Source organism: Anoxybacillus tepidamans PS2 (assembly GCF_000620165.1).
In the GTDB taxonomy this organism is placed as follows: Bacteria; Bacillota; Bacilli; order Bacillales; family Anoxybacillaceae; genus Anoxybacteroides; species Anoxybacteroides tepidamans_A.
Genome location: NZ_JHVN01000013.1, coordinates 1 through 14850 on the forward strand (window position 1 = coordinate 1; position 14850 = coordinate 14850).

Sequence of the window (14850 nt, forward strand, 5' to 3'; positions counted from 1 at the left end):
CCCCAAGGATCGCGTCTTCCGAGTATCCGTTCATCAAGACATCTATGATCGAATGAGGAATCGTCGGTTATCGGCAAGGGGCAAGGTGTTGCGATCAGTTCGTCCCGCCACGATCGAGCGAAGTTTCGCAGAAAGCAAAGAACTCCACGGTCTTCGCTTTGCGCGGTACCGAGGAGTTCGATACGTACAGATTCAGGTTTGGATCACCGCCATGATCCAAAACCTAAAAAAATGGGCCAAATTACGATCCCTTCAACTCTATGGCCTATCTTTAACGTATCAAATGTAAAGCCAAAAGAAAAGAAAAAGTTCACATGTTCCGTGAACTTTTTCTTGACGCCTGACTTTTTCAACACTTTGAAAAGTGTACGGTAATAAACATACCGTACACTTTTTGACTTTGAATCACTCACTTACTTAGAATATACGATCTCAAGCTCAGCCCATCGCCTTAACACGATAATTTTCAGGAGGAATATCTCCAAATAAATACAAACCTCCCGCGTTCGTCTTCGTTAATATCGATCACCGTTTCTACTCCGTTTGAAAATGGAATAAAGGGCGACAGTGGCATTCTCGATAGGCTGGCCAGTCGTTCTGTCAGTTACAAATCCGCTGACCGTTCCTGTATTCGCATCCGGATCCGCTGCAAGAACCGTGTTTTTTGATACTTTAACTTAATGAGGTTAAAATTTTAAAAAAGGGGTTGGAATAAAGAATAACAAAAGGAAGATGCAAAAATGAAAAATCATATTATATTCTTTAGTGGTGAAAAATCAAGTTTTTCGGTTGCAGATCATATTAAAGAGAAGTATCCACATGACAATATTGTTCTATATTTCACAGATACCCTTTGGGAAGATGAGGACTTGTACCGATTCATTTATGAGGCATCGGACAAGTTAGAGTTACCATTGTTGATTCATAGTAGAGGGATTACTCCTCCACAATTAATGGTTCTGCAAAATGAAGAATTAAATAAAAGGCTGAAAGAAAAAATGAACGTTAATTAGCGATATTTATATAATGTGTTGAAAGTGTAAGCTCTAAATTCAAGAGAAATATTAAAGAACATCTCTATTTTACACCGTTCAAACATTTGAACGGTGTTATGTTTATTTTGTAATGTAAAAATTAAACATCGTATTCGTTATTAAACATTTGTAATTTTATAGTAAAAGTGAACCAAAACACATTATGTGTTTACACTTACTTTGCGGGTAATGTCAGCTACGCTGGTACTACCCCTACTACGAACGTAGAAAGAAAAACCTTGAGTTTATTGGATTGAATTATTTTAGGAGTCTGCTCATCAATCGATACCCTGAAGCTAAAATTAGCGAAGCATTGACACTATGCTTGGATTATCATCTAATCAATACCTATTGGGTGGAAAATATTCATGATCCTAAAAATCCTACAAGGGCTTGTACTGTAAACAGGGAATCACCTTTTGTAGCGTATATTCTGACTGATACAGGTAGAGATTAAAAAGAAGCCATTTAAGCTCCCATCTCAAGTCGGTGGAGGCAAAAAAACTAAGTTGGTTCGTATTACATCATTTTTCGATCGTAAAATTAGAAAAATAGAAGGGCCCATACCAAAGATATCAAATCAATGGTAATATTTTAATAGAAAAGGTAGAAACATGAAATAAACTGTTATACGGGTGGGATTGATGAGAATTAAGATACAAGGTGATATTGTAGAGAAAACAAACCTAGAAAAATGGAACTACACACACGGAATTTATTCAATGATTATGAATCATTTACCCCACAAAACAGCAGAAAAATTTCATAAAAAACATAAATTTATAAGACTGCTCACGTTCTCAGACATTTACTTTACACCGTTATATAGTAACCAAGGTACGATCCATTTCTATGTCGCGGGGGAAGATTCACTAATATACGAATTTGTAGAAGCTGTATCAAAGAGTATACTTGTACGTATTGAAGATATGGTAGTTGCTATTAGAAAGATTATCCCCTTATCTTCTCTAACAAAAAAAGAGAAATATTTATTTAAATCCAAAGTTATAATCAACATTTCAAGAAACGGAAAAACCCTTCTTCTTGATGATATTCCGGAAGTTGAGGAACGATTGAGAAAGAACGCCATCCATAAAGCCAACCTACTTGGAAAAGATGGAGATATTAAATTTCAATTAATCAACCCAGTTAAAAACGTAGAGCAATATAAAAATGGACATATCTTCAGCTGGAAATGCAAGTTAGAAGTACAGGGGGATTATGACGTCGTAAGTACGATTTATGAGGTGGGGTGCGGCGAAAATACAGCCACAGGTCACGGATTTCTATTTGAAGTCCTGTAAAAGGGGGCTTATTGGTGAGAAAATTTAAAGTAAGAAAATCAGAAAATGAAATCATGGAACTTTTTATTGCCTATGGATTATGCCGAATTTTAAAGGACAATGACATTCCTTGGGTGCTGACCAATAAACCGTCCTACTACCTCATTGAGACCCCAGAACATTTCGAATATCGGGAGCTTATTCTTTCCTCTCTGGAGGAAGCGGATTTATGGAATGTCAATTCAAGCTTAAATAAAGCCGAACAACTTAAGCGGCTAGAAGCGCTAAACCAATATTTTAATTCGGAAGAGAATATGGAACGGGTGTTTCGATATTATGAAACATGGGACGAGAAGTATTTAAAGGGGACAAAAAAAAGAAGGAGCCACTTATTGTGGAACTGTTTATTATACGAAGGGGATACGGGGCAACTCGACTGCCAATAGCCAAAAGATATATGATTTCGAGAACCAATTGTCATTCTTGGGTTTCTTATCATCTACTACCTACTGTTTCACGGATTATGATGTCAATGTCGTTTTAATCCCAAAAAAGACCAATCAGCTACGACTTCCTTTTGTTTTTTCCGGAAGGGATAAAGAGACAGGGGAAATCAAGAGATATACCTACTTCAGCAATACGACAAAATCCATTACAAATGCTAGGATTTATCTACAATCCATTAAAGAGTTTCAATCGGAATCTGTCGTTGATAACTATGAGAAAGTGCTATTCATGCAAATGGCACCAACGGCGAAAAAACCAATGGCGGATAAAGTGTTTGTGACCCCGGTGGTAAGACTCAGTATCGATTTGTGTGAGGAATTACTTTCAAAACTAGAGCGAAGTACGGTATCTGATGATGTAAAGTTTGCGATCTCCGAGTGGGTTTTAACCTTTAACGAACACTCTTTTTCCCATCTTATTAAAACTTGCTCTAAAAAGCGTGAATCGATTGAGAAAGGGAGAATGGAGGAATTGATTGCCTTGCAAAACAAACGTGTGCAAGAAATTTTCAATAGTGAGAGTGTTAAGCTTGTAGGACGGGGGTTGAATCGCCTGATCCGTGATAAAAAGGGCTATGAAATACAAGTTGCGTTGCTGAATTGTTATAACGTCCGAACCTTAACTAGGATTATTCGGGATATAAATTTACTTTATTATAAAAACTACAATCAATATCGTTTAGAGGAAAAACATATCGCCGAAATTATTGGTTTTTCTGAGACGGACAAGGATGTTCAGATCATAGGGGATGCGATTTTAACTTATTCAACCGTTTTCTTTGAAAGAAAGGAACAAAAAGAGTAATGACGGGAGGGGCAAATGTAGAATGATATCTAGTGTAGACCACATTAAATTGAACGATTATCTTTTTCGCTTAAACTTTATCCTTCGATTCGAGGTAGATGCCGAAGCCCTAAATAATGAGGAGACCATTGGGAATGTGGTGAAGACAAGAACAATTCAGCTAAGAGATGGGTCATTGAGAAATGCTATTACAGGTAATTTGATCAAACATGTCTTTACAAAAAATGTGCGTTTATTGACTGAACATCATGAATTATGCGATACATGTAAAATCTTCTCACCTATGAAAAATGGAAAGATTAAAGTGAAAGATGAGCGTTTAAGTGCGAACGGAAACCGTGTAAAAGAGTGTGCAGTAGACGATTTATGCGGGTTTATGAATGCAGGGAAAGGGCAAAATGAAAAGCGCTATTCGGTGGCGCAATTCTCTTGGGCCATTGCTAGAGAGGGGACACGAAACGATAGTGTTCTTTATACTAGGGTAGACCCAACCGAAAAAAACGCGAAGACGAAAAAGGAACAAGCTGATACTCTTTCCGATGCCAACACTAATAAGGATCAGAATGCTCAAATGATTTTTTACCGTCCTATTCGCTCTTCGGAATATGCACTAACAATTCAATTAGATTTACACCGAGTGGGGTTTGATGACGAGAAATTGATGTATGCTGTTGATCATGAGACCATCAAAAGACGGATAAAAAACGCGTTAAAAGCTGTACGTAACACATTGGTGGATATTGAAGGGGCAATGTGCTCAACCAATTTACCGCATTTACGGGGCGTTTATGGCATCGTAACGGAAAAAACCGATCGAGAACAAATAACAGCCAAATATAGCGCATTAAATGAGGATTTTATCGAGGTAAATCAAAAACTATCGACCGTTTCTCATACTTTTAATAATATTCAGCAGTTTAAGGAACTAATTGAGTTGTATGCAAGTGATGAATTTCTAGATTTTATGATTCAGCGAAATATGGAATACGTTAAAACCTTTCATTCCTAATATTGTCTGCAGTAAACCCCAATTTAGATCAGTCATTATCAAATGTTGATATATCAAGGGTTAGCACTATTTGAGAAACTCGTCCTTCTCCATGATTAGAGGTTTACTGCAAATTTGCAAAAGTTGCAGAGTTAAAACATCAGATATACCAATAAACATCATCTATAAAAACAAGGGGGTTTAGATTGAACTTAGAGTTATTAAAAGATGAAAAATCATCGCTTTTTTGCAAAATGCGGTAAAGTTTAGATTGAACTTAGAGTTATTAAAAGATTCTCCTGCTTAAAAATTATCAGGAGGTTGTAGAGTTTAGATTGAACTTAGAGTTATTAAAAGATGCCAGATTGGTTCATGGATAAAGTTACTTCTAAGTTTAGATTGAACTTAGAGTTATTAAAAGCGTATTGATCTGGATCGATGATCTCTAGCTCAAACGTTTAGATTGAACTTAGAGTTATTAAAAGTGTTATCACTACCACCCTTACCTATCATACCTAAAAGTTTAGATTGAACTTAGAGTTATTAAAAGGAAGTTTTAAAGTAACGCAGCAGTACGGTTCAGTTGCGTTTAGATTGAACTTAGAGTTATTAAAAGATAAGCCGCCAACTACGCCAAGCACAACGAAATCAACGTTTAGATTGAACTTAGAGTTATTAAAAGGTGTTTTGAAATATTCTTTTGAAACTTCGCTGTGAAAGTTTAGATTGAACTTAGAGTTATTAAAAGTTTGCCGCTGCATCGCTTCGAGTTGCCGGTTGACCCGTTTAGATTGAACTTAGAGTTATTAAAAGGAGAAATGGGGGCGTAAATGCTGCAGGATAAAACAAAGTTTAGATTGAACTTAGAGTTATTAAAAGGCGGCGCCGGATGCCATGCTCTCTCCGTTTTGCTTCGTTTAGATTGAACTTAGAGTTATTAAAAGAAGGGATAGCAGCTGCCGTCCGAAGTGCCCGTCCTGGTTTAGATAGAACTTGGAGTTATTGAAATATTAATATGTCCAAAACGTTCGTATTTATCGTATCCATAATTATGTTTAATATGAAATTACGTGCTGACGGCAAAAAATCTAGTGAACTAATTTTAGATGAAAAGGGAGGGGGATTCTTTTTGATATACAAAGTAATTTATAAAACAGCTGGATTTTTTTCACTTAAAAAATATAATGACAGCCACCTAAATGGAAGAAGTTATGAATACCCGATGGCTTATACAATAAGGGGAGCAATTCTTTCCTCCGTTATTCAACTTGAGGGAATAGAGAAGGCTAAAGAGTTGTTTTATAAAATTAAAAATGCGATTTTATATATTCAATACCCCCGCGAACATGGAAAAGCTTCTGTTAAATTGAAATTGGCCTCTAATTCGTATTATGATGAAAAAAAAACTAACAACGAGGAAGGGTTATCATCGGTTGGAGTTCGCGAATTTGTCGATGTAGAAAGTATTGTCTTTTATATTGATAACTCGATTCCGAACCTTAAAACATACCTCAATAACATAGAATGTATTGGAGATTCTCAAAGTTTGGTGTATTTGGAGAGTATCGAAGCCGTTAAGAGGATGGAAAACGTTTTAATGGAATGGGTAGAAGAGAGGGACGGGAACGCGGATTTGTTTGAATTGTATGATTGGAAAACCGGTAAAATTCGGTTTGAGGACGTTTACCTATTTAGTGAAAAGCGTTCCAGACGGCAACAAGAGCGAAAAATTTGTTTTGTTAAGGAGACAGTTACCATATAAAAGGAGTATTTGAAAGCACATAAAGTATGTGCTTCTTTTTGCTATTTCTGCTTTTTTTAAGCTAGAAAGATAAAAAGGGGCGAAAGCGGTTGAATCAGTTTTTACAAACCTTGTTTGGGGTTTCCGAAGTCAAGTTAACGGAAGTTCAGCAAAAAATAAGCCATCTTCCCAAAGATCGAAACGTACTGATTTTATCCTCATGTGGTTCCGGGAAAACCGAAGCAGCTTATTACTTAGCCTTGCAGTGGGGCGGGAGGATTCTTTATATTCAACCCCAACGGACATTAGCCACTTCCATCTATGAACGATTAAAGAAATATCATAGTATTTTAGGATACTCGGAGAGCTGGACCATTCAACATTCTGCATTACAAGAAGATCCTTTTTTAACAAACAGGTATGTAGTTACCACTATCGATCAAGTGTTAGCGGGCTATTTGGGAATTGGGGTACAGGCATTTATGAAGGGGAAACACGTCGTTCAGTCCCATTTTATATTTGACGAAATTCAATTATTCGAACCAGGTAAAACATTAAAAACGACGATTCAAATGTTAGATGCCCTTTATAAAAGGGGAAACCGATTCATTATTATGACTGCTACTATGCCTGAATATTTAATGGATTTTCTTGGACAGCGGTACCAAATGGAGGTCATTGTTACTAAGCAACCCTCGGTAAAGAATCGGAAGGTAACAGTACAATATATCGAATCTCTAGATTGGGCTGCGATTAATAACTATCCTGGGAAACAGATTATCCTTTGCAATACGCAAAAAGAGCAAGTGGAAGTGTACCAAAAAATCAATGATCCCACACGCTGTATTATTCTCAATAGCAAGTTGTTGCCAAAAGACAGAGAAGAAGCGGAGCGGAAAGTGCTGCAGTATTTCGGGAAAGGAAGCGGAGAAAATAACAAAACTCTAATTTCTACACAAGTTATTGAGGCGGGAATGGATATATCCGCCCCTAGAATGTACAGTTCTATTTCCCCGATTGACTCCTTGATTCAGCGGGATGGGAGGGTGGCCCGTTGGGGCGGAGAAGGAGAGCTAATATGCTTTAAAGGGGACTACCAGGGAGTTTATGACGAAGAAGTAGTTATAAAAACCATTGATGCACTAAAGAAAAACCAGTCTATTGAATTTACGTGGGATATTCAAAAACAATGGGTAAATGAGATTCTAAATCCCTATTACAGAAAACATATCAATGAGAGGGAAATCAAAAAACATAAACCTAAGTTAAAAGATGGGAGCCGAAATGAACTTATTCGTGGTATTGAAAATGTAAATATTATTGTGGATCCTTCCCCGTCTTTTAGAAGCTTCCAAAAGGCCGCTATATCCGTGCATATAAATCAATTGGAGAAAATCGCAAAATCAAACCAATTGTATGGTTTACATAGAGGAGAGATAAGGGAAACGCCTTATTCAGAAATCAACGTAGGAGATACTATCGTTATAAAGGGGAATGATTGTCTTTATGATGAGGTCGGATTTAGAATGAAAGAAGGAAAGGTGTGCGTACCATTTCCTGAATCACACGTAGCAAATAATAAAGAGATACGAGCTGATTATAAAGAGGAGCCTTGGATTTTACACGCATTGGCCGTAAAGGACATAATGAAAGAGAAGTTGGAAAAGGAACATTTCTCGGAGTATGTTATAAAGAACCAAGATCAGATAGTGGAAATTGCAGGGCTACATGATTTAGGTAAGCTAGATGTAGTTTGGCAAGGCCCACTATGGGCAAATGCCCAGTCCGTTCCCTTAGCGCACTTTCCTCTTAAGAAGGGAAATCCATCTATATTTAAAGAACGCAACCATGCAGTCATCTCCGCTCATTTGTTACGTCCATATACGGATTTTATTCAGATGAATATGGTATTGCAGCATCATAAAAGATTTATTAGCGATGGTACCTGTGTTCATCTTAGAGAGTATGAACTAGATCAGAGATATAAACAATGCTTAGATGAATATGGTTTTTCTAAACCACTCAAAGAAAGAGACAAGAATAGAGATTTCACTTATGAACACGACATAATAACTCCAGCTCATCAGGGTTGGGTCGAATTTTTGTACTTAGTTGGGACACTAATGGAAGCAGATATTGAAGCAATTCAACAGGTACAAGGGCTACTCTAGCCGCTGGCGCATGATTCTACAAAAGTGATGGTGAAGAAAATGTCAATGTATTATTTAGGCTTATTTCTCTGGACGCATCTTGCCGCAGGAATTTTAGCAGCCATAATCGAGTACTTCTTTTATCGGGATATATTACATGAGGCAATTGAAGAATTTAATCAAGAGTACAATTTGGGGTTTGAGGTAACACTGCCAATGTATTTTGTTGCACGAATTCTTGGAGGATGGTATACGTTATTTACCAATTTAAAAAGTATATTTGATTATTATTTTGAACCTGATGATGATAACGACGAAGATGATTAACCTTTATTGGTTTTTTGCACCCAAATTAGATATATGTTATAAAAATATTAAAAATTATATTAGCTTCTATATTACTCTTAAAGAGAATTGGTAACATCGGTGAAGGTAATTTCTCTGATATTGAATCTCTTCTTGGATGGAGGAATCATATAAGCAAGACCTCCTTCTTACATAAATATAAAAATTGCCCTTGGATTTTCATCAATTCCAAGGGCTTTTTAAATTATACTAACCCGTGGTGCTAGTTGAGTGTTAGAACTCAACTAGCCCTAGTGTCACCAGCGAATAGGCCAACAATATGCCGTCGAGCACTACTTCAAATCCGATCACGGAGTTTGCTCGAATCTCTGTGATTCGGTATGGATCGACCAGAATGGAGAACACCATCTCGATGACTTTGTGCTTTTGTTTGATCCACTTTTCCCATGTCTTGGATGGCTGACGTTTTTGATTTTTCCTTGATGGAGTCCAAAGTGCCATTTGGTATTCTTCGTACAGCGTTTTTTGCAAGTCACGGCTAATGAACCCTTTGTCCCCGAGGTTATAAGGATGAGGAATTGGGGTCATCACGCTTTTGGCTGCGATTCGATCATGACAGGATGCTTCCGTCACCACATATCCCATTGACAAACCTTGATCGGTCACTTTGAAGGTGCAACTTCAACCAATAGTACCATTGCTTTTTGGAAGCGCAATATCCAATGTGTGCGATCCCTTGAAATCGTTTGATACGATGCATTTTCGCCGTATGGCACAACGCTAACGGTAAGCAATAGACCACGGCATAGGCATGATATGGACCACGTTTTTCCAGTTCATGACGGATTCATTTCACCGCCCAACGCAGTGACCGACAACGTGGGTTGTATCGGGAACGTTCGGGGAACAAAGATAGAGGAAACAAATTTCCGACTACAAATCGATGCTAGGCCCGTTCAGAAGCAAAGCCAAGCAGCTTTCCTGAAATGTGGATCGCTATGATCACGTCATCTTCTTGCTTTACCAAATATCGATTGCGGCGTTGAAGATGCGTTTGAATCAATGACAGTTGGGCGGAGACAAAAAGGAAAATGGCGGCGTATTGCTTTTGAATCTTGGCTTGATCTGTAGTCAAATGAAAGTGCTCTTGCATGGGGATTCTCCTTTCGAATGATGGGTGGCACTTTCATTCTACAGGAGATCCTCAAGCAAGGGTTATTTTTATTTTTACTCGGGGTTATCTAGCACCACGGGTAATTAGAAACATTTTAGAATCTGTACGAAATGATTTCAATCCTAACATCGAACGAACTCGCTTCTTTATAAACCGATGCCCCTGTTCTACGATATGGTTTGTCTGATTTGCATGCCCGATGGCATGTTTTTTCTTTCTGTAACTTATGATTAGATCATCGCTTTACAAAAACTGCCTGAACATATACCATTAGTATTAACCAATTGTTTTAACCAGCATTTTATACTAACGATTGAGGTGAAAGTATTTGATGAACGTAGAGTTATCTTTGTCCCAGCGTCTAGGCCTCACCCAGAATGTACAGAATACCGCATCGCTTGGGGATACGAGAATTGGGGCGGAAATTTAGTTCCTGTAGAAAAAACACAGATGGTGTACAAAGGTAGAGTTGCTGGTATGCTGAGTCCCTCCTTCCCCGACAATACCATCGATAAAAAGGCCGTAAGGTTTGCCTCTGACTTAGTTGAACAAGGTTATGGTTCTGGATCAAGAAAGAGCAAGCTAGTTCTTGTAATTAAAGAAGTATCTGATCCGGCGGACTTCGATCAAATCATTACCACAATAGAAGATGAAATCGAGGAGTATCACTATCAAATGCAACAAGACGTTGTGATACGTCCAGTTGATGTAACTTTTGACAGAAAAATTCAAGTTGAAGAGAAACTCTGGGCTTTCTTATTTAGAGTTGATCTTCGGTGATACTTCTATTCCACTGAAATGAACAAAAGAAGGTGATTAGAAATGGATAAAGATCATTTATTACGTAGTTTGGCTGAAAATGGTTATAATGTTTCTTTCGGTGCGAAGAAGCACTTTGCCACATACGATATTGTTGAGAAAATCCCAGGATTTCTTGCACTTATTAGTCTTCTTATTGGTGTATGGCAATCTATAAGCCTGACTATAAAAACAACAATGAGATATCAGTTGCTCTAATCTGTTTGAACATAATCGCCTTAGCTATTAGCCTCTATAATTCAGAGAAAGAAAGGTATAGGGAAGTCGGGAATCGCCTCATAGTTTTACATAACCAACTCCGAAATATCTACTATCGTGTTAAAAGCTCTACAGCAGACAATTTCCAAGACGAAGAAGCAGAAATGAATCAGATAATGGACGAGTATTACAGTATAAATATTACCAAACAAATTATAATGAGTGATTGGTATGCCCACTATAAATTCTTCTTTCAAACTCAACACGAGTGGATCGATGAGCAAAAACAGTTTACATGGAGAGATAAAATTCCTTTCTCGTTTGTTTTTACAGTAATAGTTGTTGTAATAATAGTCGTTTGGGTATTGCTATCGTGAATTGGAGGAGAAACAGATGTTGGCACAGTCGTTTGAAGGTTTTGTTAAGCAGTTGGAGATTGACAATCTTGATGATATCCATAAGAGATTCAAAAGAATCACAAAACGGTTAAATGAAGCATATTGGGATACTGACAGCGATCAAGAACACAGTTATATTGTCGGGTCATTAGGACGGCAGACAGCGATTAAAGGTATTAGTGACCTGGACATGCTTTTTGTTTTGCCTAATGGGGTTAAACAACAATATGATCAACACGAAGGAAATGGGCAGTCCAAATTGTTACAGGCCATAAAAGCTGAGATTAAGAAAACCTATCCTAGAACAATTGTTAGGGGGGATGGTCAAGTAGTTGTAGTAAGCTTTGAAAGTATTAACTATACCATAGAGGTGTGTCCCGTCTTTGAACGATCCGATGGAGCTTTCGATTACCCCGATTCCAATAACGGTGGTTCGTGGAAGAAGACTGATCCACTTCCGGAAATCGAAGAAAGTCTGAAAACAATTGAAGAAACCAATAACAATTATCGTTATCTATGTAACATTGTCAGAGCATGGAAAAATCATATTGGTATTAAATTTGGAGGCTTACTGATTGACACGCTGATTTACAACTTTCTTGATGAGTATGAGGAGCATAAAGAGGCGGCATTTGAAAATTACCTCCAGGTATTAAAAGACCTCTTCTATTATCTTAAAACTCGGAACAAAGACCAACAATATTGGTTTGCATTGGGCAGTAACCAAAAAGTATATAATAAAAAAGGAACGTTCGTTACAAAAGCTAATTCAGCATATAACAAGATTAAGGATTTGACTGAGGATAGCGAAAATTTATATGATACCCTTCAAGAATTATTTGGAGAAACCTTTCCAGTCCCTGAGGCAGTATCGGAAGCCAAAATTGAAAAAAGTGCGTCCTTTGGATTCACAGCTCGACAAACGGAGGAATTCATTGAAAGAAAATTTCCTATTGACATTCGTTATAGTTTAAAAATTGATTGCGAAGTTAAACAAAATGGATTTAGACCTCATTTACTGAGAAATATGCTTAGAGACCAAATACCGCTTCTTGCTAATAAAAATTTACGATTTTTTATCGAAAAAAACGAGTTTGATAAAATAGCAAGAAGAAGCGAAGAAAAACTTCCGTATGATGTGTATTGGAAAGTTTTAAATCGTGGTGAGGAAGCTATACTAAGAGATTGTATTCGTGGTCAAATTGTTCGAGATAGAGGAAGGCATGAAAAGATTGAAAGTACTAATTTTAAAGGTGAGCATTATGTAGAATGCTATATCGTTCACAACGGAACAGTCGTTGCCAGAGACCGAATAACGGTACCAATCGCTAACAATCAAACATAGACAGCTATTTCGGGCTGTCTTTTCTTCTTTTTGCTGAATAGCTTAAACGTCGTAGTCATTATGTAAATTAAATGACAGAAATGTGCATCGATAAATACAATATTATGCACGAGGTTCGTTAACCATATAAAATTTTTTCATTAATCCATACAAAATTCTGTCAATGTACAACAACACTAACATCAAAAAGGGGAGAAAATTCTTGTTTTTAAGTTTGCGTTATATACAAATTTAACGAAGAGTTAAAAATATAAAGAATAAATATTTGCTACGATTCCCATATTTTTAACTTAAATGATAGCCTCTTTTTCATACAAAAAATAACATATTACGGTATCTTTGACTAAACTTTTGATAATAAAGAAGATCTAGATTGAAATAATTTATGACAAGCCATTCCTTAAAATACTGAAATGTGGATCAAAATAAAAAGATTAAGGAATTCCCCTCTAGTTCTGATGACTAACAGATTTTGTGATAATGGATGAACGTGTGGACTTCCGATTCTGTTCCTGCTATTGTTGGTACACAAATGATAGAGGTCAAATTTTAATATGACCTTGCTCCTCGGTAATGTCTTCATTACACAAGCAAAATACGTACAAATATAGCCGTATTTATAGGTACTCGTTATCTATTTTACATAGATTTTATTATGTTAACTTATTAAAGGAAATTTGTTACACCGTCTCACGCGGACAAGGGGGCAGATTGATAAAATGAACCTCCTTAAAAGAAACCAGATACAAATAGTCCGCCACTCATGGGTTGATGGCAGAAAACGAAAAAATTGCAATATCCAAAAAAAGGTTTATAATGAAACTCGTAAACTATATCTAGGGAGAGAAACAGCATGCAAGCGAATGTTCAGCAAGTGGCGGGCATACATAAGACAGTTTATCCGATTTTAATTGCGATTAGCATCGGTCATTTATTAAATGATTCGATGCAGGCAGTGATTCCCGCACTGTATCCGATTTTGGAATCATCAATGAACTTGTCGTATACGCAAATTGGTTGGATTGCTTTTACGTTAAATATGACATCATCGGTTTTGCAGCCGGTTGTTGGATTGTTTACTGATCGGCGTCCTTCCCCGTACTTTTTGCCGCTTGGGATGGCGGCAAGTTTGATTGGCATGGTTGGCTTGGCGTTTGCGCCGAATTTTCTTTTTGTCCTGTTGTCCGTGCTGCTTGTCGGGCTTGGGTCGGCGGTATTCCATCCGGAAGGGGCGCGAGTTGTTTATTTTGCGGCAGGAGCGAGACGGGGGTTTGCCCAATCGATTTATCAAGTCGGCGGCAATACAGGAAATGCCCTCGCACCCGTTTTTACAGCGCTTGTTTTCGTTCCGTTCGGACAAAAAGGCGCTAGTTGGTTTACAGTGATAGCTCTGGCTGGAATTATTTTGTTGTCTCGCGTGTCCAGATGGTATTCAAACAAACTAGAACAAGGGGCGCGCGCCCGCAAACAAAAGGGCGGGACGCAAGCAGATCAAAAAGGGAAAAACCGGCTTATTTTTGCTTTATCCCTATTAATCTTTTTAGTATTTGCCCGTTCATGGTATTCAGCAGGCATCTCGAACTATTATCAATTTTATTTGATTGAGCATTATCACATTTCCATCCGCGAAGCGCAGCTCTATTTATTTGTTTTTATGATTGCAGGAGCCATTGGAACATTTGCTGGCGGTCCGATTGCCGACCGTTTTGGAAAGAGAAATTTAATTTTGTTTTCGACGCTCGGCACGGCTCCGTTTGCGCTAATTCTTCCGTACCTTCCGCTTGGCTGGGTATTACCTATCGTATTTATTGCCGGATTTATTTTATCGTTAAGCTTCGCAACATTTGTTGTGTATGCGCAAGAACTGTTGCCTGGAAATGTCGGCATGGCTTCCGGGCTCATTGTGGGGCTTGCGTTCGGCATGGGGGCGCTCGGTGCGGTCGTGCTTGGAAAAATTGCCGACCTCTACTCATTGAAATCGCTGATGACGATGTGCAGTTTTCTTCCGTTATTGGGTGTGCTCACGTTTTGGCTGCCGAAAGATCGGCGTTCTGTTGCGAACGTTTAGGAAGATGACTAGAGCTTGTAAGGACGCATTCGTAT

Annotated in this window: 14 protein-coding genes, 2 pseudogenes and 1 CRISPR repeat array; of the genes and pseudogenes, 14 read left to right on the forward strand and 2 right to left on the reverse strand. The window is 37.8% G+C overall.

The window, feature by feature from the left end; genetic code table 11:
- The 9 genes from N667_RS18610 to N667_RS0111205 form a co-directional block, all read left to right on the forward strand.
- Nucleotides 1–289: transposase (locus tag N667_RS18610; RefSeq protein WP_035098791.1), on the forward strand; the 289-nt coding region annotated here is incomplete at its 5' end.
- 451 nt (nt 290–740) lie between these two features.
- The gene (locus tag N667_RS0111170) at nt 741–1013 is read left to right on the forward strand and encodes a hypothetical protein (protein ID WP_027409654.1); all 273 of its coding nucleotides are present in this window, start codon (nt 741–743) and stop codon (nt 1011–1013) included.
- Nucleotides 1014–1678: 665 nt separating this feature from the next.
- Complete coding sequence (locus N667_RS0111175) at nt 1679–2338, forward strand: CRISPR-associated endoribonuclease Cas6 (protein WP_027409655.1); 660 nt, start codon at nt 1679–1681, stop codon at nt 2336–2338.
- Nucleotides 2339–2352: 14 nt separating this feature from the next.
- Nucleotides 2353–2763 (forward strand): hypothetical protein, encoded by a 411-nt coding sequence (locus tag N667_RS0111180; protein ID WP_027409656.1) that lies wholly within the window; start codon nt 2353–2355, stop codon nt 2761–2763.
- Nucleotides 2764–3052: 289 nt separating this feature from the next.
- Nucleotides 3053–3628 carry a hypothetical protein gene (locus N667_RS0111185; protein WP_156936119.1) on the forward strand — a complete coding sequence of 192 codons (576 nt, stop codon included), beginning with the start codon at nt 3053–3055 and terminating at the stop codon, nt 3626–3628.
- Nucleotides 3629–3650: 22 nt separating this feature from the next.
- On the forward strand, nt 3651–4637 hold the full coding sequence (locus N667_RS0111190) for a DevR family CRISPR-associated autoregulator (protein ID WP_027409658.1): 987 nt from the start codon (nt 3651–3653) through the stop codon (nt 4635–4637).
- A gap of 178 nt (nt 4638–4815) precedes the next feature.
- A CRISPR array of direct repeats spans nt 4816–5625; the repeat unit is 29 nt; unit sequence GTTTAGATTGAACTTAGAGTTATTAAAAG.
- 120 nt (nt 5626–5745) lie between these two features.
- The gene (locus tag N667_RS0111195) at nt 5746–6378 is read left to right on the forward strand and encodes a hypothetical protein (RefSeq protein ID WP_232223959.1); all 633 of its coding nucleotides are present in this window, start codon (nt 5746–5748) and stop codon (nt 6376–6378) included.
- Between the two features lie 89 nt (nt 6379–6467).
- A complete protein-coding gene (gene cas3, locus N667_RS0111200) occupies nt 6468–8528 on the forward strand; it encodes a CRISPR-associated helicase Cas3' (RefSeq protein ID WP_027409660.1) in 2061 nt (686 codons plus the stop codon).
- Nucleotides 8529–8567: 39 nt separating this feature from the next.
- The gene (locus N667_RS0111205; RefSeq protein WP_027409661.1) at nt 8568–8834 is read left to right on the forward strand and encodes a hypothetical protein; all 267 of its coding nucleotides are present in this window, start codon (nt 8568–8570) and stop codon (nt 8832–8834) included.
- A 252-nt stretch (nt 8835–9086) separates the two neighbouring features.
- Here N667_RS0111205 and N667_RS18615 read toward each other — a convergent pair.
- Nucleotides 9087–9966: pseudogene (locus N667_RS18615) on the reverse strand (IS982 family transposase).
- A 123-nt stretch (nt 9967–10089) separates the two neighbouring features.
- Nucleotides 10090–10167 (reverse strand): annotated as a pseudogene (locus N667_RS20405) (IS6 family transposase); the annotation flags it as partial.
- Nucleotides 10168–10305: 138 nt separating this feature from the next.
- Here N667_RS20405 and N667_RS19800 point away from each other — a divergent pair.
- The 5 genes from N667_RS19800 to N667_RS0111230 all read left to right on the forward strand — a co-directional run bounded on the left by N667_RS19800 (nt 10306) and on the right by N667_RS0111230 (nt 14815).
- Nucleotides 10306–10767 carry a hypothetical protein gene (locus N667_RS19800; RefSeq protein WP_156936120.1) on the forward strand — a complete coding sequence of 154 codons (462 nt, stop codon included), beginning with the start codon at nt 10306–10308 and terminating at the stop codon, nt 10765–10767.
- Nucleotides 10768–10809: 42 nt separating this feature from the next.
- Nucleotides 10810–11004: a hypothetical protein gene (locus tag N667_RS20195; protein WP_232223960.1), complete on the forward strand. Its 195-nt coding sequence runs from the start codon at nt 10810–10812 to the stop codon at nt 11002–11004.
- The gene (locus N667_RS18620; RefSeq protein WP_232223961.1) at nt 10950–11381 is read left to right on the forward strand and encodes an SLATT domain-containing protein; all 432 of its coding nucleotides are present in this window, start codon (nt 10950–10952) and stop codon (nt 11379–11381) included. Before N667_RS20195 ends, N667_RS18620 begins: the two co-directional genes overlap by 55 nt.
- A gap of 16 nt (nt 11382–11397) precedes the next feature.
- The gene (locus N667_RS0111225; RefSeq protein ID WP_027409663.1) at nt 11398–12747 is read left to right on the forward strand and encodes a nucleotide-binding domain-containing protein; all 1350 of its coding nucleotides are present in this window, start codon (nt 11398–11400) and stop codon (nt 12745–12747) included.
- A gap of 853 nt (nt 12748–13600) precedes the next feature.
- Nucleotides 13601–14815, forward strand: coding sequence for an MFS transporter (locus tag N667_RS0111230; RefSeq protein WP_027409664.1), 1215 nt, complete (start codon nt 13601–13603; stop codon nt 14813–14815).
- Nucleotides 14816–14850 lie beyond the last annotated feature (35 nt).

Coding starts and splice junctions, on each gene's coding strand:
- N667_RS20195 (WP_232223960.1), top strand. CDS start 10,810: ATGGATAAAGATCATTTATTACGTAGTTTGGCTGAAAATGGTTATAAT.
- N667_RS0111225 (WP_027409663.1), top strand. CDS start 11,398: ATGTTGGCACAGTCGTTTGAAGGTTTTGTTAAGCAGTTGGAGATTGAC.
- N667_RS0111205 (WP_027409661.1), top strand. CDS start 8,568: ATGTCAATGTATTATTTAGGCTTATTTCTCTGGACGCATCTTGCCGCA.
- N667_RS0111230 (WP_027409664.1), top strand. CDS start 13,601: ATGCAAGCGAATGTTCAGCAAGTGGCGGGCATACATAAGACAGTTTAT.
- N667_RS0111175 (WP_027409655.1), top strand. CDS start 1,679: ATGAGAATTAAGATACAAGGTGATATTGTAGAGAAAACAAACCTAGAA.
- N667_RS0111170 (WP_027409654.1), top strand. CDS start 741: ATGAAAAATCATATTATATTCTTTAGTGGTGAAAAATCAAGTTTTTCG.
- N667_RS18620 (WP_232223961.1), top strand. CDS start 10,950: ATGGCAATCTATAAGCCTGACTATAAAAACAACAATGAGATATCAGTT.
- N667_RS0111185 (WP_156936119.1), top strand. CDS start 3,053: ATGCAAATGGCACCAACGGCGAAAAAACCAATGGCGGATAAAGTGTTT.
- N667_RS0111190 (WP_027409658.1), top strand. CDS start 3,651: ATGATATCTAGTGTAGACCACATTAAATTGAACGATTATCTTTTTCGC.